Origin of the sequence: Microbacterium trichothecenolyticum, from assembly GCF_000956465.1 — a bacterium.
Classification (GTDB): domain Bacteria; phylum Actinomycetota; class Actinomycetes; order Actinomycetales; family Microbacteriaceae; genus Microbacterium; species Microbacterium trichothecenolyticum.
In genome coordinates, this window is record NZ_JYJA01000038.1 from 12696 (window position 1) to 33815 (window position 21120).

The 21120-nt window shown below is 71.0% G+C and carries 18 protein-coding genes; 13 read left to right on the forward strand and 5 right to left on the reverse strand.

Annotated elements, in window-relative coordinates:
• Positions 1–15 precede the first annotated feature (15 nt).
• Positions 16–501: a hypothetical protein gene (locus tag RS82_RS21875; protein ID WP_245619621.1), complete on the reverse strand. Its 486-nt coding sequence runs from the start codon at positions 499–501 to the stop codon at positions 16–18.
• Positions 502–509: 8 nt separating this feature from the next.
• Positions 510–2183 carry a PspC domain-containing protein gene (locus RS82_RS14490; protein ID WP_045300695.1) on the reverse strand — a complete coding sequence of 558 codons (1674 nt, stop codon included), beginning with the start codon at positions 2181–2183 and terminating at the stop codon, positions 510–512.
• 115 nt (positions 2184–2298) lie between these two features.
• Here RS82_RS14490 and RS82_RS14495 point away from each other — a divergent pair, with 115 nt between their 5' ends.
• Both RS82_RS14495 and RS82_RS14500 read left to right on the forward strand, forming a co-directional pair.
• Positions 2299–3651 carry an ATP-binding protein gene (locus RS82_RS14495; protein WP_045300697.1) on the forward strand — a complete coding sequence of 451 codons (1353 nt, stop codon included), beginning with the start codon at positions 2299–2301 and terminating at the stop codon, positions 3649–3651.
• A complete protein-coding gene (locus tag RS82_RS14500; RefSeq protein ID WP_045300699.1) occupies positions 3644–4324 on the forward strand; it encodes a LuxR C-terminal-related transcriptional regulator in 681 nt (226 codons plus the stop codon). Before RS82_RS14495 ends, RS82_RS14500 begins: the two co-directional genes overlap by 8 nt.
• A 45-nt stretch (positions 4325–4369) precedes the next feature.
• Here the strand turns inward: RS82_RS14500 and RS82_RS14505 are convergent, their stop codons facing one another.
• Positions 4370–5065, reverse strand: coding sequence for a GntR family transcriptional regulator (locus RS82_RS14505; RefSeq protein WP_211255942.1), 696 nt, complete (start codon positions 5063–5065; stop codon positions 4370–4372).
• Between the two features lie 191 nt (positions 5066–5256).
• On the opposite strand from RS82_RS14505, the gene RS82_RS20775 reads away from it, so the two are divergent.
• The 6 genes from RS82_RS20775 to RS82_RS14535 all read left to right on the forward strand — a co-directional run bounded on the left by RS82_RS20775 (position 5257) and on the right by RS82_RS14535 (position 12441).
• Complete coding sequence (locus RS82_RS20775; RefSeq protein WP_052676858.1) at positions 5257–6207, forward strand: amidohydrolase family protein; 951 nt, start codon at positions 5257–5259, stop codon at positions 6205–6207.
• Positions 6204–7274, forward strand: coding sequence for a sugar phosphate isomerase/epimerase family protein (locus tag RS82_RS14515; RefSeq protein ID WP_052676859.1), 1071 nt, complete (start codon positions 6204–6206; stop codon positions 7272–7274). Before RS82_RS20775 ends, RS82_RS14515 begins: the two co-directional genes overlap by 4 nt.
• A 7-nt stretch (positions 7275–7281) precedes the next feature.
• A complete protein-coding gene (locus RS82_RS14520; protein WP_045300701.1) occupies positions 7282–8733 on the forward strand; it encodes an FAD-binding oxidoreductase in 1452 nt (483 codons plus the stop codon).
• Complete coding sequence (locus RS82_RS14525) at positions 8730–9800, forward strand: sugar phosphate isomerase/epimerase family protein (RefSeq protein ID WP_211255943.1); 1071 nt, start codon at positions 8730–8732, stop codon at positions 9798–9800. Before RS82_RS14520 ends, RS82_RS14525 begins: the two co-directional genes overlap by 4 nt.
• 41 nt (positions 9801–9841) lie before the next feature.
• Complete coding sequence (locus RS82_RS14530) at positions 9842–11125, forward strand: ABC transporter substrate-binding protein (RefSeq protein WP_052676860.1); 1284 nt, start codon at positions 9842–9844, stop codon at positions 11123–11125.
• A 155-nt stretch (positions 11126–11280) separates the two neighbouring features.
• Positions 11281–12441 (forward strand): M24 family metallopeptidase, encoded by a 1161-nt coding sequence (locus RS82_RS14535; protein WP_045300703.1) that lies wholly within the window; start codon positions 11281–11283, stop codon positions 12439–12441.
• 33 nt (positions 12442–12474) lie between these two features.
• Here the strand turns inward: RS82_RS14535 and RS82_RS14540 are convergent, their stop codons facing one another.
• Positions 12475–12864 (reverse strand): YccF domain-containing protein, encoded by a 390-nt coding sequence (locus tag RS82_RS14540; RefSeq protein WP_045300705.1) that lies wholly within the window; start codon positions 12862–12864, stop codon positions 12475–12477.
• Between the two features lie 99 nt (positions 12865–12963).
• Between RS82_RS14540 and RS82_RS14545 the strand changes: the two genes are divergently transcribed.
• The 3 genes from RS82_RS14545 (at position 12964) to RS82_RS14555 (ending at position 18692) form a co-directional block, all read left to right on the forward strand.
• The gene (locus RS82_RS14545; RefSeq protein WP_045300707.1) at positions 12964–13845 is read left to right on the forward strand and encodes a CHAD domain-containing protein; all 882 of its coding nucleotides are present in this window, start codon (positions 12964–12966) and stop codon (positions 13843–13845) included.
• Between the two features lie 75 nt (positions 13846–13920).
• Positions 13921–16380, forward strand: a complete 2460-nt coding sequence (locus RS82_RS14550) for an ATP-dependent helicase (protein ID WP_045300709.1) — start codon at positions 13921–13923, stop codon at positions 16378–16380.
• Between the two features lie 98 nt (positions 16381–16478).
• A complete protein-coding gene (locus RS82_RS14555) occupies positions 16479–18692 on the forward strand; it encodes a carboxypeptidase-like regulatory domain-containing protein (RefSeq protein WP_157005611.1) in 2214 nt (737 codons plus the stop codon).
• A gap of 12 nt (positions 18693–18704) precedes the next feature.
• On the opposite strand, the gene RS82_RS14560 is transcribed toward RS82_RS14555, so the two are convergent.
• Positions 18705–19346, reverse strand: a complete 642-nt coding sequence (locus RS82_RS14560; protein WP_045300713.1) for a MerR family transcriptional regulator — start codon at positions 19344–19346, stop codon at positions 18705–18707.
• 79 nt (positions 19347–19425) lie between these two features.
• Here RS82_RS14560 and RS82_RS14565 point away from each other — a divergent pair, with 79 nt between their 5' ends.
• On the forward strand, positions 19426–19842 hold the full coding sequence (locus tag RS82_RS14565; protein WP_045300715.1) for a hypothetical protein: 417 nt from the start codon (positions 19426–19428) through the stop codon (positions 19840–19842).
• 67 nt (positions 19843–19909) lie between these two features.
• Complete coding sequence (locus RS82_RS14570) at positions 19910–21088, forward strand: SseB family protein (protein WP_045300717.1); 1179 nt, start codon at positions 19910–19912, stop codon at positions 21086–21088.
• Positions 21089–21120 lie beyond the last annotated feature (32 nt).

The following is a 21120-nucleotide window of genomic DNA, read 5'->3' on the forward strand; positions in this document are numbered from 1 at the left end:
GGTGTGCGGTCTTCGTCAGGCCGGGTCGGGCGTGCGGCGTCGCTCGACGACGCGCTGCGCGCGGCGGGCGAGGCCGACGATGCCTGCGATCAGCGCGAACCCGCCCAGGAAGAGCACGACGTACGCGACGGCGGCGGCGGGAGTCAGATTCACCAGCCACGCGGTGACCGCGGCCTGGCGTGCCGCGTCGGTGAGGACCCACACGGCGAAAGCGGCGATCACCGCGAGCACGAGACCCCATACGATCCCCGCCCACCGCACGCGCGGTGCCACCGCGGTCGCCGGCGGGGTCGCCGGTTCGGCGGCAACGGCTGCCGGCTCCGGCGCTGACGCTGAGGCCACGAACGGATCGAACGCCGGAGGAAGGGGCGAGGGTGCCGGCGGCGTCAGGTCGATCGCCACTGCCGTGTCGGCGGTGTCGCGCTCGCCGGCCCGGGCGTCGGCGACAGGGGTCGTCGCATCGGCGGTGGGTGCAGCATCCGGAGTCTCAGGAGTGCTCATATCGGTGCTCATTTCTCGAAGATCGTGACCTGGACCGAGCCGGTGCGCTGGTCGAGGGTGACGTGCTGGGTCGTGAGGGCGTCGGAGCTCGGGTCCTCGTTGACGGCGCGCCAGGTCACCTCACCGTCGGCGTCGGGCTCGACGGTTCCCGAGACGGCCTCGCCGCCGGCATCGGGGATGCGTGAGTAGAGCACGACGCCGTCTCCGAGCGTCGCGTCGAGCTCGAGCACCGTGCCGGGGTGCACAACGATGTCGGTGCCGCCGACACCCTTCGTCACGACGACGCCGCCGGCGCGGATGTCTTCGCCGTCCGACAGCGATCCGACGGAGATGAACGTGGATCCGAACGGCTGAATCGCCGTCTGCTCATAGGTCGCGGTGCCGAGCTGGATGCTTCCGATCACCAGGCGCTGAGGACCGGATGCTGCCGCCACCGTGCTGCCGATCACCAGGAGCACGATCGTGACCGCGGTGAGCAACCCGCTCCGCCGGCGGAACGCACCGGCGACGACCATCGCGAGCGCGGTGATCACGGCGGCGGTGAACAGCCCGATGGCGCCGGCGTAGGGTGCCGTTTCGGAGCCGGGGCTCGAGGCGACCAGCACCGCGAGGGCACCGGCGACGACCGCGGCGCCGAGCGTCGTCAGCACGAACGCGAAGCTCGTGCGGGGGTACGAGGCGCGGCGCGCGCGGCGGCGCTCCTCCGCGTCGAGGGCGAAGGCCGCGCCGTGGGCGTGTCGTTCACGCCGGGCCTGTTCGCGGGCGGCGCGGGCCGCGTCCTGCTGGCTGCGACGCCACGCGTCGTTCTGCACCCGCCACTGTTCCTGGGTCGCGCGCCAGTCGGCGCGCCAGTCCGCCGCAGCGACATCGCCGGCGTCGGGACCCGGCAGAGCGCCTGCGGGCGCAGCTGGGCCCCCGCCCCCAGAGGCTCCGGGCGACGCGGCAGCGGCGTCTGGAGTGGGAGCGGGGACCGTCTTCGATCCTGTCGCGGATCCGGCCGGCGCCCGACCGGCCGGATCCGCGATGCCCGCGGCGTCGGCCGCGAGAGGAGGGGCCGCGTCGGCACCCGAATGCGACGCGACCGGGGCGGGCGGCGCGGAAGCCATCGGCGCGCCCGCCCGGGAGGGCCGGCCGGCCTGAGCCGCCCGGACGATGAAGTACACGGCCGTGCCGATGAGGGCGAGGGTGAGGATCACGCCGATGCCGCCGAACGGAGAGCCGAGGCCCCAGATGCCCGAGCCGTCCCACGCCCACGGCGCGAACCCGGTGAGCGCCCACAACGGCCACATCAGGATGTTGCGCAGCCACGGCACGACGGGGACGAAGCCGACGACGGCGAGGATGAAGACACCGGTCATCGCGGCGTCGTAGCGGCCGTGGAAGAGCTCGCGCAGGTGGATGCGCCCGCTCGTGTCGGGAAGCAGCGCCCACGCGATCGCGTAGACCAGGAGCGCCGGGAACCCGAAGAGCGCCACCACGACGAAGATGCCGCGCACGATGATCGGGTCGATCCGCAGGCGAGCCGCGAGGCCGCCGCACACCCCGCCGAGCCACCCGTCTGCGCGGACGATGCCGAGGCCCTCCACCCACGAGAAGAACCGGTCCGTGCCGGTCGGCAGCCCTGGAGGGGCGGTCGGCGGCGGTCCCGGATCGGTGGGGGCAGCGGTGGTCGCGTCGGTCATGTCTCCACCCTGGCGGCCACCGCGGGGGGCTCGCTATCGGGTGATCCCCTGACGCGTCCCTGATCTCCGCTCGGGATCGTCGCTCGGGGTGGGGCGCGATGGTTGGATTGTCGGCATGCCCTCCTCCACGACTCCGACGCACGCCGTCGCGGGCGTGGCGCTGCCGCCGGCACCTGTGGACCGGCCGCCGCTGCGTCGTGTGCGTGACTGCGCCGTCTCGGGGGTCGCGGCGGGACTGGCCCGTCATCTGGGCTGGCCGCTGTGGGTCGTGCGCACCGCGTTCGTCGCGCTGACCGTCGTGTGGGGTGCGGGCGCGCTGCTGTACGCGTGGCTGTGGGTGTTCGTGCCGTGGGACGACCCGCGGCCGCCCGGTGGCGCCGCGGGCACAGCCGGCGGGGGCGACCCGACGAGCGCAGGAAAGACGGATGCTGCCACCGCGGCCGCGCACGGGCACGACGTGCCGACGCGCCGGGTGCCCGTGGCCTGGCTGCTCACCGGGGCGGCGATCGCGGTCGTGCTGGTGACGATGGCCGCGATCGCCCTGTTCGGGGCGAACGGCGTCGGCCGGACGTCACCGCCCGGATGGGTGGGAGGCGTGCTCCTCGCCACCGCGCTCGCGGTCGCGGCGGGCGCCTGGGCGACGCTCGTCGACCGCCGAGACCCCGCGCGCGGCCCGCGGCACGAGAACGTCGTGCGCATCGTGGTGACGGCGGCCCTCATCCTGCTGCTGCTCACGCAGCTCTCGGCGCTGCGGCAGACCGGCATCGCGGGGTTCGTGATCGCGCTGGTGCCGATCGCGGGCATCCTGCTCGTGTACTCGTCGATCCTGGTCGACCGCTGGCGCGAGCTCTCGGGTGAGCGCGTGCGACGGATCCGTGAGGAGCAGCGCGCCGAGATGGCCGCGCATCTGCACGACTCGGTGCTGCAGACCCTCGCCCTGATCCAGAACCGCGCCGGCGCGTCGAGCGAAGTGGCACGCCTGGCCCGTGCCCAGGAGCGCGAGCTGCGCGCCTGGCTCTACGACGGCGACGCCCCCGCCGACAGCGACCTGCCCACCGACCTGCGGGACTACGCCGCCGCGCTCGAACTCGACTACCCGGTGCGCATCGACGTGGTCTCGGCGGGGCTTCCCGCCGAGCGCGCGAGCGGCGAGGTCGCGGCGGCCTCGCGCGAGGCGATGCTGAACGCGGCGCGCCACGCCGGCGGCGACGTGTCGGTGTACATCGAGGGCAACGCGAACGCCGTCGACGTCTACGTGCGCGACCGGGGCCCCGGGTTCGACCTCGACGACGTCCGGGACGACAGGCTCGGCATCCGTCAATCCATCCTCGGCCGCATGCGGCGCGCGGGCGGGTCGGCGACCGTGCGGAGGGGAGCGGGCGGCGGCACCGAGGTGCACCTGCGGTATGCCGCGACCCCCTCGCCCGACGCCGGCTCTGCGCATACCCGGGAGGCGAGCCGTGGCTGAACGCACCGTGCGCGTCGTGATCGTCGACGACCACTCGATCTTCCGCTCCGGCCTGCGCGCCGACCTCGACGCGTCGATCGAGGTGGTCGGCGAGGCAGCAGACGCGGCCTCGGCGGTGGCCGTCATCGAAGCGACGAGTCCCGACGTCGTGCTGCTCGACGTGCACCTGCCGGCGGGGGCGGGCGCGGCATCCGGACCTGATGCGGCCGGCGGCGAGGCCGTGATCCGCGGGGGTGCGCCCGCGGTGCCAGCGACCCGCTTCCTGGCGCTCAGCGTGTCGGATGCCGCGGAAGACGTCGTGCGGGTCATCCGCGCCGGGGCCCGCGGGTACATCACGAAGGGCTCGTCGGGCGCGGAAGTCAGCCGTGCGGTGCACGCGGTGGCCGACGGAGACGCGGTGTTCTCGCCGCGCCTCGCGGGATTCGTGCTCGACGCCTTCGGCGCCGCCGTCGGCGAGACCGCGACCACCAACGACGAGCTCGACCGCCTGTCGTCGCGCGAGCAGGAGGTGATGCGGCTCATCGCCCGCGGCTACGCCTACAAGGAGGTCGCCGCCGAGCTCTTCATCTCGATGAAGACCGTCGAGTCGCACGTGTCCGCGGTGCTGCGCAAGCTGCAGCTCTCGTCACGGTACGAGCTCACGGCCTGGGCGTCGGCGCGCCGACTGCTGTGACGAATCGGATGCTGCGGGGCCGCGGCATCCGTGATCCGCGGCTTGTCAGTCCTCGTCGCCGAACATGATCTCGTGGCAGAGGGCGCGGCTCGTGTCCACGTGGCGCAGCGCGACATCGGCTGCCGCGTCGGCGTCGCGCAGCGCGAGAGCCTCGACCAGCTCCCGATGTTCGGCGAGCAGGATCTCGGGCGACCGGTTCTGGCGGAGCACCCAGTGGAGCCGGCCCTCGAGCGGCTCGAGGGTCGACGCCAGGATGCGGTTGTGCGCCATGCGCGGGACGGCGTCGTGGAAGGCCTGATTGAGGTCGGCGATGGCGTCGACGTCGCCCCGCGCGAGCGCCGCATCGGCCTCATCCGCGATGGCTGCGAGCGCCTGGATCTCGTCGTCGGTCGCCCGCGTGCTCGCCAGGCGTGCGCACTGCACCTCGAGGGCGACGCGCACGTCGAACAGGTCGTCGACGTCCTCCTTCGCCAGCACCGTGACGATGACGCCGCGCCGCGGCACATCTTGCACGAATCCCTCGCCCTTCAGCAGGGTGAGCGCTTCGCGCACCGGGACGCGTGAGACGCCCATCTCCTCGGCGAGCACCCGCTCGACGAGGCGGTCGCCGGGGGCGAATTCGCCGCGCACGATCCGATCGCGAACGAGATCCCTCACTCGTTCGCGCAGCGGCTGGTGCGTCGCTCCGATCGTGGACATGGCGTCGGTCGGCGTGTGTGTGGCTGAGGTGTGTGGGGTCATGGTCTCTCCTCGGGCAGTGGCCCTCCTTGACTGTTGTATACGGCACACCGGCCCAGGTCGAGCCGGCGAGAGGTATAAACACCGTCGATGCTTGACATAAGCGTCATGCGCTTGATGGATATAGCGACGGCTTTCCGCTTGTTCGTATGTTGTATACCAACTTGCTCGTCAACGAAGATCGGAGCTGTCCGATGACCCTCATCGACGTCCACCACCACCCCACGCTTCCCGGGCTTGTCGCCCACCAGGAGCGTCGCGGGCTCCCGGTCTTCCGTGGCGGGCCTGCGTGGAACCCCGAGATCGCACTCGAGCAGATGGCGATCACCGGAACCACGATGTCGGTTCTGTCGGTCCCCGCGGATCTGTCGTGGGCGGGCCCCGATCTCGCCGCCGTGACCGACGACCTGAACGACGAGCTCGCCGGCATCGTGGGGGAGGAACCGACCCGCTTCGGCGCGTTCGCCACGCTCCCGATGCCCGACCCCGACCTGTCGACAGCGCACGCGGTCTCGGCGCTGGACAGCGGCCGGTTCGAGGGCGTCGCGATGCTGACCAGCTATCAGGGCGCCTACCTCGCGCAGCCGGAATACGCCGGACTCCTCCAGGAGCTCGACGCCCGCGACGCGGTGGTGTTCATGCACCCGATCCTGGTGTTCGACGCTCCTGCCGGCCTGCCGGGACCCCTTCTGGAGGGGACGTTCGACACGACGCGTGCGGTCACCGCGCTCGCCGCGGCAAACGTGTTCGAGCGGTTCCCGCGGATCCGGTTCGTCTTCCCCCACACCGGCGGCATGGTGCCGTACATCAAGTGGCGCATCGCGATGCACGCCCTGCAGGGCGGCGACTGGAACGTGCCGGTGACCGCAGAGGGTCTCGAGGCCGAGATCCGCAAGCTCGACGGGCTCTACTACGACACCACGCTCAACCTGGGTCCGCTGCTCCAGCTCGAGCGCACCGACCGCATCCTGTTCGGCACCGACGTGCCGTGGGCCAACGAGTCGATCCTGCCGCTGGAGCGCGACTACGCGACTCGGGTGCGCGACGGCTGGACGGCCGAGCAGGTCGCCGCGGTGTCGAGCCGGAACGCGCTGCGCATCCTCCCGCACGCCGGGCGCCGCCTGGGCGTGGAGGTGGCGGAGTGACGCGCATCGGCTCCGACATCAGCCTCGTCCGGGTCGGCGATCTGTGGGGGCACGGCCCGGCGCTGCTCGACACGCTGCACGCGCAGGGCCTCGAGGGCGTCAACATCCGCACCCTCACCGATCTGTCGCCCACCCTCGACAGGGGGGAGCTGGATGCCTTCCGCCGGCGCGCCGACGAACTCGGCATGTACGTGGAGATGGGCGTCGGAAAGATCAACCCCTACATGACCGCGGAGCTGCCCGAGGTGCGCGCACTGGGCGACGGCGACTTCATCGCCGGCATGGAGCGCATGTTCGCCGCTTGCGCAGAGATGGGCTGGAGCACACTGTGGACGGCGTGCGCGGGCGTCAAGGAGTACGCGGCACCGTACGACACCGACCGCGCCCGCCGAGAGGCGCCCTGGCCCGACCAGCTGCGGGCCATCAGCAGCCTCGTCGACAAGCTGCTCCCCGCGCTCCGGCACTACGACCTCGTGTTGGGCATCGAAACGCACGAGGAGATCACCACCCGCGAACTCCTGCGCATCGTCGAGGGTGCGGACGATCCGCACGTCGGCATCTGCCTCGACCCTGCGAACCCGATTGCTCGGGGAGAGGACCCGCGCGCGGCGGTCGAGCGCGTCGCGCCGCACGTCGTCAGCACTCAGCTGCGCGACATCCGTGTCCATCCGTCTCCTGAGGGGAACGGGCTCACCCGCTTCCTGCGGCCCTGCGGTGAGGGGCAGCTCGACTGGGACGAGATCCTTGGCATCATCCTCGCTGCCAACCCGGCGCTGAACCTCACCATCGAGGGCGTCGGGGGATGGTCAGGGCGCAGTGACGTCCCGATCGCCGACCCCTTCTGGGTGGGACTTCACCCCGAGCTGGACGATGCGGACCTCGACGCGCTGCACGCCCTGGCCGCCTCTTCCGCGCGCGCCGCCGCCGACGGCAGCGGTCCGTCGTTCTCCGACCTCGACGTCTTCCTTCCCGACCAGCGCACGACGCACGACGCCTTCGTCGCCCGGTCGGCCTCGCACCTGCGCTCCGTGCTCGCCGAGCGCGCAGCATCCGTCCCCTCCCGTTAGGAGCATCATGTCCACGACCCTCACCGTCACCCCGATCGAGCAGCTCGCCGACGCCGTCGAGTGCGATGTGCTGTACCCGGGCACGGCGGCGTACGACCTCGCCCGCCGCCTCTGGAATGCCGACATCGACCGCCGCCCCGCAGCGATCGTGCGGGTGCGGAACGCGGAGGACGTGTCGGCGGCGCTGCGCTGGACGACGGCCCACGGCTACCCGATCACGGTCCGCAGCGGCGGTCACAACCTCGCCGGCACGGCGGCGATGGACGGCGCGGTGCAGATCGACACGCGCCTCATCGACGGCATCGAGATCGACGAGGAGGCCGGCCTCATCCGGGTCGGGGGCGGCTGCAACTGGGGGCAGGTCGACCGTGCGTGCGAGGGGACCGGTCTCGTCGTGCCTGCCGGCGTGGTGTCGCACACCGGTGTTGCGGGGCTCACGCTCGGCGGCGGCTTCGGATACCTCGCGCGCCAGCACGGCGCGACCGTGGACCACCTCGAGTCGATCGAGGTCGTCGTCGCCGACGGCAGCATCCTCGAAGTGAGTGCGACGTCGCACCCCGACCTGTTCCGGGCCATGAAGGGCGCCGGCCACAACTACGGCGTCGCGACGCGCTTCACGTTCCGCCCGCAGCGGCTCGCTGGCCTGGCCACGGTGCGCCTCGCACTGTTCGCCGCGGACGACCGCCGGGCGATCATGCAGCGCTTCGCCGCGCGCGGCATCGGGATGCCGTCAGAGGTCGGCACATACCTGCGGCTGTACCGGGCACCCGAGTTCTGGAGTCAGATCCCCGCTGAGCACCGCGGCCAGCCGATCCTGTCGCTCGCGACCATCCGCTACGGCGACCCGGCCGACGAGCCCGAGGCGACCGCGCCGATCTTCGAGGGGTTCACACCGATCTACCTCGACGTGCGCACGATGCCGCACGTCACGCTGCAGCACCAGACCGACGACGAGTTCCGCTACGGCCTGCGCCACTACTGGAAGCACACCTTCATCGAGGAGCTCACCGACGATGTGATCGACACGATCATCGAGCAGTCGGATCTCTATCCGGGCCGCGCACTGAACTCCAGCGCGTTCATCTCGCATCAGGTGATGTGCCCGTTCGAGATCATCGCGGGGCCCGGCACAGCACGTGAGGGACGCGACGACGCGCTGCCCACGGGTCGCGTCATGAACTACTCCGCCAACATCGGGGCGGACTGGGAGTATCCGTCGGAGAAGGCTCCGCTGGTCGAATGGGCTCGCGGGTTCTCCGACGCGCTCGCACCTTCCAAGCGCGGCACCTACATCAACTTCGCGTCGGTGCAGGGTGATGACGAGGTGGCCAAGGCGGTGTACGGCGCGAAGTACGACGACCTCGCCGCGACCAAGCGCCGGTACGACCCCGAGAACGTCTTCCGCCGGGGCCTGGTCGACCTGTCGGACCCCGGCGACGACAAGGGCGCCGACGCATGAGCCTGATCCGGGTCGGCACCGACTCCACGAAGCTGCCCGGCGCGTTCACGCACGACGCTCACTGGGTCATCGAGCGGGTCGCCGAGCTGGGGCTGGACGGGGTGTTCTTCCGCGACATCCTCGATCTCAGCCCGACGCTCGATGCCCGGGAGCTGGCCGACGTCGCCGCCGCGGCCGCCGAGCGCGGCCTCTATCTCGAGGCGGGGGCCGGCAAGGTCAACCCGTTCGCGATGCCCGAGGACGCGACGACACGTGGGCTCGGCGGCGGTGACTGGCTCACAGGCATGCGGCGCAAGCTCGAGGCCGCCGCGGGGTGCGGAATCAGGGAGGTGTGGGCCGCGACGACGAACTACCAGTTCCGGCTGCGCGGCCTGCGCGCCTGCGACCGCTTCCGCACGGATGTGTCGTGGCCCGAGCAGCTGGCGGCGACCGCGCGCGTGCTGGACATGCTGGCGCCGGTGCTGCGCGACCTCGGTCTGCATCTGAACCTCGAGACGCACGAAGAGATCTCGAGCTTCGAGGTCGTGCGCCTCGTCGAGGACTCCGGCCCGGACGCGTTCGGCATCACGTTCGACTCGGCCAACGTGGTGATCCGCGGCGAGGACCCCGTCGAGGCCGCCCGTCGTGTCGCCCCGTACACGCGCCAGACCCATCTTCGCGATGTCGTGGTCGTCCCCAACGAGCACGGCATCGGTCGCCTCATCACGCCCATCGGCGAGGGAGTCATCGACTGGGACGGGGTCCTGAATGCCTTGGCGTCTGCGCCGGCGCGGAACTACTCGATCGAGGGCCTCTTCCCGGGCATGCGCGAGGACCCGGGCACCGAGATGTCGCTGTTCGTCGACGACCCGGAGTGGCGTGCCTCGCACACCGACCTGAGCGACGCCGAGCTGGCCTGGGCGCGCGGTCATGCGGAGGCGTTCGCCTCGGCAGACGACATGCGTGCAACCGAGGCGCGCCTGCGCGCGACGGTGACCGATGACGCGGCGATGAGCTTCATCGTCGACAGCGCGCGAGTGCTGCGCGACCTCCTGCTCGACCGAGCGCCGCGCCCGGTCGCGGTCTGACACCAGAGCCAACCCGAAACACCCGAATGAAAGGCAGAACCATGGCACGCAAGCACGTCCGACGAAGCACCATCGTGCTCGCCACGAGCGCCTCGGCGGCGCTCCTTCTCGCCGGCTGCGCCGGCTCGGCCGACGCCGGCGACGGAGAGGAGCCGCAGACGATCACGTTCGCGTACTCCATCGCAGCCGACGCGCAGGACTGGTACGAACAGCTCGCGCAGAGCTACATGGACAGCCACCCGGGCGTCACCATCGAGATCCAGAAGTACGGTCTCGACGGCTACCCGTCGCTGCTCAACACCCAGCTGAATGCGGGAAACGGCCCTGACGTGTTCTACGCGCTCTCCGGCACCGGCCAGAATCCCTCGGTCGGCCCGCTCGCCGATGCAGGCCTGGTGCTTCCGCTCGACAGCGAGGTCCTCGAGGAGTCTCTGCCCGAGGCCGTGCAGGCCGGGTGGGTGTTCGACGGAACGTTCTACGGGGTGCCCACCTCGGTGCAGGTGAACGGGCTCGTCATGAACGCGCCGCTCGCCGAGGATTCCGGCATCGAGTGGACCGCCGACACGACCCTGGAAGACCTCGCGGCCCAGTGCGGCGGGGCATCGGACGACGGCATCGCCGTGCTCGGCCTCGCCGGCGCAGTTCCCACGGCACCCGCGATCACGGCGCTCGGTTTCGCGGCGAGCACGGTCTACGGCCCTGAGCCCGACTGGAACGATCAGCGCGCGGCAGGCGACACCACCTTCGCCGCGTCCGACGGCTGGAAGGACGCGCTGCAGGCCATCAAGGACCTCGACGACGCCGGCTGCATGCAGCCCGGTGCCGAGGGCGCCGGCTTCGACGCACTGACGAACGGGGTCGCAGGCGGCACGATGCTCGCCTTCGCGGCGCCGAGCAGCGCGACGGTGACGCTCGCGAACGCCTCCGGGGGCGCGCTGCAGATGGCCGTGCTGCCGATGCCGGCGCCCGAGGGCCTCGACCCGAAGGTGCTGCTCACCAGCACCGACGGCATCGCGGGCAATGCCAAGACGAAGAGCCCCGAGCTCGTCAAGGACTTCATCCAGTGGTCGGCGGAGCCCGAGCAGGCGGCCATGATGGCCGAGATCCAGGGCACGCTTCCGCTGGGCGGCGACACGGCCGAACTGCCCGAGGCCTACCAGAGCTCGCAGGAGCTGCTCACCGCCGAGGGCACGCGTCCGTACCCGCCCGTCGACTGGCCGAACGGCGCCGTGTTCGACGCGCTCGGCACCGGCGTGACCGGCATCCTCACCGGACAGCTCACGATCGAGCAGGTTCTGGAGTCGATGGACACCGCCTGGGGTTGATCCACCCGGGGGAGAGGGCGCGGCGCCGCATCCTCTCCCACACCCGTCGTCCTGCACAGCCGACAGAGAGCTCCGACATGCCACCGGCCCGCACACCGTTCCCCCGACCGACCCTGCACGAACGCGATCGTCGATGGGCGGTCGTGCGGGAGCTGATGGACGCAGATGACCTCTCGGGGGTCGTCGCCTTCGGCAGCACGTTCGATCGCACCGACGTGTACCTGGCTGGTGAGGCCATCCCCGGTGGCATCGTCGCGATTCCGCGCGACGGTGAGCCCGCTCTCCTCTCGGGAGTGGGCGCGGTCGCTCTGCTGAGGTCCGACGACCAGGGTCGGCGGCTCGCCGACGCGCGATGGATCGCGGACCTGCGCACCGGCCCCCCGCCCCTGCTGATCGCCGAGGTGCTGCGCACGTGGCGCATCGGTCGTGGGCGCGTCGGAGTGATCGGCCTGGGCGGTGCGTCCCCATTCGGCGGCGGCATCCCACACGGAGCCTGGGAGATGATCACGGCGGCGACGCCCGACGTCGAATGGGTCGACATCACGCTCTCCTTCGCGCGGGCGCGCCTGGTGAAGAGCCCGCAGGAGCAGGAGCTGTTCCGTCACGCGGCCGAGATCGGCGAGCACGCCAGCCGCGTGTTCCTGGATGCCGCGCGCGTCGGTGCGCGCGAGAGCGACGTGTACGCGGCGGTCGAGGCCGAGATCACGCGCCGGGGCGGTCACAGCGCCGGACCCGGGATGATCCTCCGCAGCGGGAACCCCGCCTTCGGCGGTCCCATCGAATGGGGCTGGGCCGGCGGCGAGCCGCCGATCCTCCGTCCGGGCGACTCGATCGGCGCGGAGATCTTCGCCTGCTGGGCAGGGCTGGAGTCGCAGCAGCAGATGCACGTGCAGTTCGGATCCGACGACGTGCACCGCCGTCTCGCGGATGCCGCCCGCGCAGCCTACGAGGCGGGAGTCGCCGCCACCCGGCCGGGCGTCCTGTTCTCGGACGTGTACGCCGCGATGCACGCGGAGATCGTCGCGGCCGACGTGTGGAGCCGGCCACCCGTGGTGCAGACCGTCTCACCCGGCCTGTACAACAGCCCGATGTGGGTCAACGCCCAGGGTCGTGCCGACCTCGACGGCTATCCGATCCCCGGGGTCGTTCCCGCAGACGGCGACTTCGAACTCCGCGCGGGCATGGCGTTCGCGTTCCAGCCCGCCGCACTCATCGGACTCCGCCAGGTGTGCATCGGCGGCGCGGTCCTCGTGACGGCCGGGGGATGCGAGGAGCTCAACGCGCTCGCCACGCGATCGCACATCGTCGAGCCCTAGGCGCGGGCGGGCCCGCGGCATCCGTGATCCGGATCAGACCGGCTGGAGCGTGCGGCTGTCGACGATGACCTTGCCGAGGGGCATGAGCGAGATCGGGACGAGCTTGAAGCTCGCGATGCCCAGCGGAATGCCGATGATCGTGATGCACAGCGCGATGCCGGTGATGATGTGACCGATCGCCAGCCACCAGCCGGCGAGGACCACCCAGACGACGTTGCCGAGGAACGAGCCGACGCCCGATGTCGGCTTGTCGACGATCGTGCGGCCGAACGGCCAGAGGGCGTAGAGGCCGATGCGGAACGAGGCGATGCCCCACGGGATGGTGAGGATCAGAATGCACAGCACCACCCCTGCCAGCATGTAGCCGAGGAACATCCAGAAGCCCGACAGCACGAGCCAGATGATGTTGAGGAGGGTGCGCATGGGGTCTATCTTGCCCACTCGCGGCTGAAAGCTCTCCCCGGCCAGCCTCCGCCGGTCGCGGATCTTCCCCGCTGCGCGGTGCGTCCCTAGGCTCGGGAGATGCGCAGGTCGCGGAAGACCCCCACCGTCGGGGAGGTGCTCGGCGAGATCGTGCGCCGCGCGGCGGCCGAAGTCGAAAGCACCGCCGCTGCCGCTCTGGCGGACGAGCCGGACGGCGTCCATCAGCACCGCGTGCGCGTGCGGCGGCTGCGCAGTGTGCTGGGCGGGTTCCGCGCGGAGCTCGACACGCGGTCGGCCGAGCGCCTGCGCGTCGCGTATGCGGAGTGGGGGCGCGAGCTGGGGGTCGTGCGCGACATCGAGGTTGCGGCGGACGTCGCGGAGCAGCTGCTGGAACGTGCGCAGATCGACGACCCGGCCGTCGTGCACCGGCTCGTCGAGAGCCAGCGCGACGCCTACGCCGCCGCCCACCAGCGGCTGGTGCAGCTCGCAGGCTCGCCGCGAGCAGAGGAGCGCACAAGGCTGCTTCGGGAGTTCGTCGATACCGCCGGCGTCGTCGAGCCGGATCGGCCCGCGCCGGACGTGCTCGCGGACGTGCTGGCGAATCAGGCGCGCCGCGTGGAGAAGGCCGAGGGCCGGCTGGACGGATCCGACGAGGCGCACCACGCACTGCGCAAGGCCGCGCGCCGCACGCGGTATGTCGCCGAGGCGATCGCCGACGTCGCACCGGACCTGTTCCCTCAGCAGGTCGAAGCCATCGCGCACGCCGGCGAGTACCTGCACGACGCGCTCGGCGCGCATCGCGACGCGAGGCTGCTCGCGCACCGGGTGGCGCACGAAGGAGCGCTCGCGGGCCGGGCGGGCGAGCCGTCCGACGCCTACGTGACCATCGCCGACCTGCTGCGCGACGAGGCGGAGGAACGGCTGGATGAGGTGTCGCCGTCGCTGAAGCGGCTGAAGGCGGCTGCGTCGGGGCTGCAGTGAGGCCAGCACCGTCGCTCTGCGACGGCGGGAGCCCCGGGGGTGGGTGTCGGCGCGCGCGCCTAGACTTGACGGGCAATGACGGACGCCAGCACCCCCATCATCGTCGGCAGAGACATCGGCCCTCGGGCCACCGGCGCACGCCCCGACGAAGACCTGCTCGAAGGGCTCAACCCGCAGCAGCGGGAGGCCGTGACGTACCGCGGGCAGGCTCTGCTCATCGTGGCCGGCGCGGGCTCGGGCAAGACCAGCGTGCTGACACGGCGGATCGCGTCGCTGCTGCGGGGCCGGGAGGCATGGCCGAGTCAGATCCTGGCGATCACCTTCACCAACAAGGCCGCCGGCGAGATGCGCGAGCGCGTCGAGCAGCTCGTGGGCGACTCGTCGCGCGGCATGTGGATCTCGACGTTCCACTCGGCCTGCGTGCGGATCCTCCGGCGCGAGGCCGAGCAGTTCGGCTTCACCAAGTCCTTCACGATCTACGACTCCGGCGACTCGCGCGCGCTCATCAAGCGCCTCGTCAAGGAGCACGAGGCGGACGCGTTCGGCCTCACCCCCGCGGCCACGCAGTCGAAGATCTCGCGGCTGAAGAACGAGCTGGCTGATGCTGAGTCCTACGCCCGCTCGGCCAACATGAGCGACCCTGCCGAGCGCGTGTTCGTCGAGCTGTTCGGCGCGTACCAGCGCGAGCTGCAGAAGGCGAACGCGTTCGACTTCGACGACCTCATCGGGCAGACGGTGTTCCTGTTCCGCGCGTTCCCGCAGGTCGCCGACGTCTACCGGCGGCGCTTCCGGCATGTGCTGGTCGACGAGTACCAGGACACCAACCACGCGCAGTACGCGCTGATCCACGAGCTGACGCGTCCGCCGGGATCGGATGCCGCACCCCTCGCCGGCTCCGGCGGCATGATGATCTTCGAGCCGGAGCCCGCCGCCGAAGAGGGCGCGTCGCTCACGGTGGTCGGAGACTCGGATCAGTCGATCTACGCGTTCCGCGGCGCCGACATCCGCAACATCAGCGAGTTCGAGAAGGACTACCCGGGCGCCAAGGTCGTGCTGCTCGAGCAGAACTACCGGTCGACGCAGAACATCCTGTCCGCCGCGAACGCGGTCATCAGCCACAACTTCGACCGCAAAGACAAGAAGCTGTGGACGGACGTGGGCGCGGGTGAGCAGATCGTCGGCTTCACCGGCTACTCGCAGCATGACGAGGCCCAGTTCGTCGCGGACGAGATCGAGGCGCTGCGCCGTGCCGGCGTGGACTACTCGCAGGTCGCGGTGTTCTACCGCACCAACTCGCAGTCGCGTGCGCTGGAAGAGATCTTCATCCGCTCCGCGCTGCCTTACAAGATCATGGGCGGCACGAAGTTCTACGAACGGGCCGAGATCAAGGACGCCCTGGCGTACCTCGTCGCCGTCGCGAACCCGGCCGACGAGATGGCGATGCGCCGCATCATCAACCGCCCGCGCCGCGGCATCGGCGACGTGACGATCGAGACGATCTCGCGGTACGCGGCCGACCAGCAGATCACGTTCCGCGACGCGCTCGCGAACGCATCGGCGCTGGGCGTCGGACCCAAGATCCAGGCGGCCATCGCACATCTCGACGCGGTGCTGGCCGAGGCATCCGAGATCATGCTCCCTGCGTCGGGCGAACTGGCCCCCCCGACCGCGGTCGCCGAGGGCCTCACGCTGCTTCTGAACAAGAGCGGCTACTACGACGCGCTGCGTGCGAGCAAAGACGCGCAGGACGAAGCGCGCATCGAGAACCTCGACGAGATGGTCGCCGTCGCCCGCGAGTTCGCACGCAACAACCCCGAGGGCACGTTGCTGGACTTCCTCACCGAAGTCGCTCTCGTGTCGGATGCCGACGACCTCGAGGACGCCTCAGGCTCGGTGTCGCTTATGACGATGCACACGGCGAAGGGTCTCGAGTACGACGCCGTGTTCGTCACGGGTGTCGAAGAGGACCTCATCCCGCACCGGATCTCGGCGGGGGAGCCCGGCGGCCCGCAGGAGGAGCGGCGGCTGTTCTACGTGGGCATCACGCGAGCCCGCAAGCGCCTGTACCTCTCGCTCGCGATGACCCGCGCGCAGTTCGGCGAGGTGACGGTGGCGATGCCGAGCCGGTTCCTGCAGGAGATCCCGGCCGAGCTGCTTCACTGGCGCCAGTCGCCGGGCGACGTCAACTCGCGCGGCGGGACGCAGTCGCGCGCGCTGAACGCGCGCCGAGGTTCGGGGTCCGGCTCCGGTTTCGGCGGTTCGGGCAGCCGGCGCTACGGCGACGACCTGGTGCCGCTGGCGCGGCGCGAGCCGTCGGGCAACCTCGAGCGGTTCGCGAACAAGATCCCCGCCAAGGTGCGCGACAACGGCGACCTCGAGCTGGCGCCGGGCGACCGCATCCGTCACGACGACTTCGGCGAGGGCCGCGTCGACGCCGTCACCGGCGAGGGTGCCAAGCGCGTCGCCCACGTGCGGTTCGACTCCGCAGGGCCGAAGAAGCTGCTGATCAAGATCGCCCCGATCTCCAAGCTCTGACGGGTTATCCACAGACCGCCTCTACGTGTCCGCGGACTCTGTCAGGATGAGCGCGCGCGGCGTCCGCCGCGTCTTCTTTGTCGCGCGATGGGGTGTCGATGACTGCAGTCTGGGGCCGTTCTGGTTCTCGCTATCTCGGTGTTGTACTGGCTGTGCTGGTGCTGTTGGCGGGGGTGCTCGGTGCCACGCCGGCGCGCGCCGACGACACCGGATCGATCTCCGGTGTGGTTGCGGCGGAGGACGGCACGGGCGCTGACAGCGTCTCGGTCATCGCGCACCGTTACCAGTCGGCATGGGGATACTGGGCATGGCACACTTCCGTCGCGACGGATGCAAGTGGGGCGTACACCCTGTCCGGTCTGCCCGACGGGGACTACCGGATCGAGTTCCGACCCTTCTCCGGCGCGTCCGAACTGATCGCGGAGTACTGGGACGACGCCGGCGACATCCTGTCGGCGAAGACCATCTCCGTCGTGTCGGGTGCAGCTGTCGTCGACATCGACGCGGAACTCGGCGTGGGCGCGGCGCTCTCCGGCGAGGTGAGCGATGAAGCCGGCGAGCCGATCACGGGCGTGTCGGTGCGCGCCATCGACGACATGGGCCGGTGGGCGAGCAGCGGCTTCACAGACGCGACCGGTGCCTACCGCCTCGCGGGCCTGCGGACGGGCTCCTATTTGCTCGAGTTCGCTCCGGCCCTTCTCAGCGCCGCCTTCGCGGGCGAGTGGTGGGACGACGCCGCTTCACGCTCGCAGGCGACGTCGGTCGCGGTCACCGCCGGGACGGAACACACGGGGTACGACGCGGTACTCGGATTGGCCGGCTCAGTCGCAGGCACGGTCACGGACAGCGACGGAACCCCTGCCTCCGGCGTGGGCGTATCGGTGTACCACGCGGAGGCGTGGGGCGCGGGCGAGTGGGCGGGATCCGCCACGACGGACGAAACCGGTGCGTACGCAGTGCTCGGTCTCGCCGCGGGCGATTACAAGGTCGCGTTCTGGTCCTCGGGCTCGCTTCTCGGCGAGTGGTTCGACGACGCGCCCTACGCCGACACGGCCCGGACTGTGAGCGTCGGCTCCGGTGCGACAGCCACGGCAGACGCCGAACTGACCATCGGCGCGACGGTCACGGGCGTTGTCACAGATGAGGCCGGCGCACCGGTTGCCGACGTGGCGGTGTGGGCGCGTCCGGTCAACATCGGTGGTCCGAACTACGCGAGTGGGGTGAGCACCTCGTCGGATGGCTCGTTCACGCTCACCGGTCTCACACCTGGTGACTACCGCGTGCAGTTCATGACCGATAACGCGTCCGTCAACGTCGTCGGCGAGTGGTGGAACGACGCGAGGACGGAGGCGGCGGCGACGGTGCTGTCACTGGCGCCGGGCGAGGTCGCCACCGATGTGAGTGCACGCCTGGCGGTGGGGGCGTCGATCACGGGTGTTCTCCGCGACGGCGAGGGGGCGCCATCGGCGGATGCCCAGGTCACCCTCTACGACTCCGAGGGCCAGTGGTTGCGCGATGGCCGAGCCGGAGCCGACGGCTCCTACGAACTTCGCGGCCTCGAGGCCGGGACGTATCGTGTGGGGTTCACCACTGAGACCGGTGGCGGGGCCGCGCTCAAGGAGTGGTGGCACAACGCGCCGGACGTCGCCTCGGCCGACGACATCGTTGTCGGCACCGCGGCGACGATCTCCGGAATCGACGCAGTCCTCTCGCTCGACGACGAGTCGGTGCTCGAGACCTTCAGCGCAACCCTCTCAGGAGTGGTGACGGACGCGCTGGGGAACCCGCTCGAGGGTGTCTCGGTGGTCATCGACGCAGGCTCCTGGGGCGATGGGGCGCGGACCGATGCGGACGGCCGCTGGACGTCGCTGGGGCTCCCCGCCGATTCGTACCGCGTCTCGTTCTCGACGGAGATCGACGGAGCGCTCATCAGTGAGTGGTGGGACGACGTCGCCGACCGTGGGTCGGCCACCGTCATCCGGATCGCGAACGGCGAGCAGCGCACTGGAATCGACGCAGTACTCGGATCGGCTGTCCTGCCCGTGCTCGAATCTTCGATTCCGAAGATCACTGGTCCCCTGCGCGTGGGCAAGACGGTCAAGGCTCACCCTCGCGGCTGGACCGAGGGCACGCAGTTCGCGTTCCAATGGTTCGCCGACGGGGCGCCGATCCCGAACGCGAGCGGTGAGTCACTCGTTCTGACCCCGGACATCGCGGGTGCCCGCCTCACGGTCGCGGTGACCGGAACGCTGGCGGGCTACCAGACGGTTGTCGAGTCGTCCGAGGCCACGCGGGCCGTCGCATCGCGATAGCCCGCGCAGAGGTCACACGGAGGCCGGCTTCTCTTCGGAGAGTCGGCCTCCGTCGGGTCCGGTGGCGAGCAAATGGTGGTGGGCCAGGCGGCGCAGCGCGAGCATGACCGGCTCGTACAGCGCGGTGCCGAGCACCGCGTAGGGCACCGCCTCGGCGCGCGACATGCCGGCCATCGGGGCGAGCTCTTCGGTCGCGACCTGGCGCATCGCGTCGCTGTAGCGGCGGAGCACGGCGGGGGAGGCATCCAATCCCGCCGCTTCCAGAGCCCGCAGCGCCTCGTCGAGCTGGGGAACCGCGGTGAAATCGGGGTCGTACGTGAGGCCGAGTTCGCCGATCGCCTCTCGCGCGCGGGGATAGTCGTCGCGGTCGGACTCGACGTACGGCGGGAGGGCGCCCACCGCACGCCCCAGGGTCGCGATCGGGTCGTCGTCGGGGGCGTCGATCAGGGCCAGGATGTCGCGCACACGAGACAGCGGGAGTCCGCGCACGTCGGCCAGCGCGCCGATGAGGGTGAGGCGGGAGAGGTGCTCCTCGCCGTACTCCGCGCGGGTCGTGGAAAGCGCCTCACCCCGGGGGAGCATGCCCTCGCGGATGTAGAACTTCACGGTGGCCACGGGCACCCCGCTGCGCTCCGACAGCTCCGAGATCTTCATGACGCAGCCCCCTAGGTCTTGACATTGGATACTATAGCTATCCAATATTGGAGAGCGAAACTATCCAACGGAGGCCACGATGGACCCGATCCTCACGATCGTCGCCGGCGCGACGATCCTCACCGTCATCGGCATCATGTCGGGCGGCGCCTTCCTGCTGCGGATCGCGACGCGCGGTCTGCCCTTCAACGGGCTGCAGAAGACCTTCTTCCGCGCCGGGCACGCGCACGCCGGCGTGCTCGTGATCCTGGGGCTCGTGAGCCTCCTCCTGGTGTCGGCGGTCGGCGTCCCGATGCCGTGGCAGTGGGCGTCGGTCGGCGTGCTTGCGAGCGCGCTGCTCATCCCGGGCGGATTCTTCCTGTCGGTGCTGGGCCGCGATCCGCAGCGCCCGGGTCGCGCGATCGCTCTCCTGTGGGCCGGAGTCGTCGTGCTCGCAGCATCCCTTCTCGCCGTCGGCATCGGGGTGATCGTCGCCGGGGCCTCCGCGCTGGGCTGAGCTGTGCAGGTGCCGAGTCGCGTTCCATCCGGAGGGCGGCGGCGCGGCGGCGGGTTAGGCTCGCACAATGGCCTTGTTCTCGCGCCGTCCGAAGAAGCCCGCCGAGCAGCCGTCGATCTCCCCCGAGCCCGCACAGGCTGAGGACGTCGCGGCCGAGATCGCACCCGACGGGCCGGCCGCCGCTCCGTCCGACTCCGCGCAGGCCGCGGTGAGCGACCCGCCTTCTCCGGAGACGGATGCTGCGGCCCGGACCGCGGAGGCGGGCACCGCCCCCGACGCACCCGACGATGAAGCGCAAGCGGCATCCGTTTCCATCTCCGTCTCGTCGTTCGGCGGGCTCGGGGTGTCCCCGTCCTCCTCGCAGCCGGCCCAGCCGCGCGAGCCGCGGGCCGACGAGACCGTGCCCCCCGGCCCGCAGCCGCGCATGGGTCTGCGGGAGTGGATGCGCACGGCGCCCGAGCAGACTGAGACCGTGCCGGGGCTGCGCGACAATGTGCTGCTGCGCGCTGCGCTCGGGCGCGTCGGCGACGCCCCGGCGTCCCAGGCGCTGCTCGACGTCGCGCGGCAGCTGCTGCAGGGGCATCTCTTCCTGCGGGTCAAGGGCGACGCCCGCGCGCTCCTCGCCGAGGGTAAGGGTCTGCCGCTCGCGATCGCCAACTCCGGTGAGCGCACATTCGCCCTGGTCTACTCGAGCGGCGCCGCGCTGCAGGCGAGCGTCAAGGCCGACGGCGACACGGAGACGTCGGCGATGGGCCAGCCGGTGCTCACGGTGCTGCGGCACGTTTTCGCCAGCGCCTACGACGGGATCATCATCGACCCCGCGTCCGCCCCCTCTCGTGCCGTGCTTCCGAAGGAGCTGCTCGAGCGGGCCGTCGAGCAGGCCGATCCGCAGCTGACCGTCAAGACCCTCCTCGCGGCGGAGCGCACTCCTGAGATCAGCGGCAAGGTGGCGGAGGCGCTCACCCGGGTGCCCCTGTGGGTCGCGGTGGGAGTCGCGGAGAGCGGCGCACCCGGCCTGGCCGAGGGCCGCGACGCGGAGGGGCATCGCTTCCTCGAGGTGTACTCGCATCCGCTCGAAATCGCTGTCATGGGTCGTGGCGACAACGCCGGACCCATCACCGGCGCCCAGCTCGCCAAGGCGCTGCGCAGCGACGACGGGATCACGGGGATCGTGGTCGACCCCGCGGGGCCGTGGATCCGACTCGGCCGCGAGGATCTCGCGCCGGTGCTCGCCCTCGTGGACTGAGGCTCGCCGCCGGGCCGGGCAGCTCTACCGCT

Coding starts and splice junctions, on each gene's coding strand:
- RS82_RS21875 (WP_245619621.1), bottom strand. CDS start 501: ATGAGCACTCCTGAGACTCCGGATGCTGCACCCACCGCCGATGCGACG.
- RS82_RS14490 (WP_045300695.1), bottom strand. CDS start 2,183: ATGACCGACGCGACCACCGCTGCCCCCACCGATCCGGGACCGCCGCCG.
- RS82_RS14495 (WP_045300697.1), top strand. CDS start 2,299: ATGCCCTCCTCCACGACTCCGACGCACGCCGTCGCGGGCGTGGCGCTG.
- RS82_RS14505 (WP_211255942.1), bottom strand. CDS start 5,065: ATGACCCCACACACCTCAGCCACACACACGCCGACCGACGCCATGTCC.
- RS82_RS20775 (WP_052676858.1), top strand. CDS start 5,257: ATGACCCTCATCGACGTCCACCACCACCCCACGCTTCCCGGGCTTGTC.
- RS82_RS14520 (WP_045300701.1), top strand. CDS start 7,282: ATGTCCACGACCCTCACCGTCACCCCGATCGAGCAGCTCGCCGACGCC.
- RS82_RS14525 (WP_211255943.1), top strand. CDS start 8,730: ATGAGCCTGATCCGGGTCGGCACCGACTCCACGAAGCTGCCCGGCGCG.
- RS82_RS14530 (WP_052676860.1), top strand. CDS start 9,842: ATGGCACGCAAGCACGTCCGACGAAGCACCATCGTGCTCGCCACGAGC.
- RS82_RS14535 (WP_045300703.1), top strand. CDS start 11,281: ATGGACGCAGATGACCTCTCGGGGGTCGTCGCCTTCGGCAGCACGTTC.
- RS82_RS14540 (WP_045300705.1), bottom strand. CDS start 12,864: ATGCGCACCCTCCTCAACATCATCTGGCTCGTGCTGTCGGGCTTCTGG.
- RS82_RS14545 (WP_045300707.1), top strand. CDS start 12,964: ATGCGCAGGTCGCGGAAGACCCCCACCGTCGGGGAGGTGCTCGGCGAG.
- RS82_RS14550 (WP_045300709.1), top strand. CDS start 13,921: ATGACGGACGCCAGCACCCCCATCATCGTCGGCAGAGACATCGGCCCT.
- RS82_RS14555 (WP_157005611.1), top strand. CDS start 16,479: ATGACTGCAGTCTGGGGCCGTTCTGGTTCTCGCTATCTCGGTGTTGTA.
- RS82_RS14560 (WP_045300713.1), bottom strand. CDS start 19,346: ATGAAGATCTCGGAGCTGTCGGAGCGCAGCGGGGTGCCCGTGGCCACC.
- RS82_RS14565 (WP_045300715.1), top strand. CDS start 19,426: ATGGACCCGATCCTCACGATCGTCGCCGGCGCGACGATCCTCACCGTC.
- RS82_RS14570 (WP_045300717.1), top strand. CDS start 19,910: ATGGCCTTGTTCTCGCGCCGTCCGAAGAAGCCCGCCGAGCAGCCGTCG.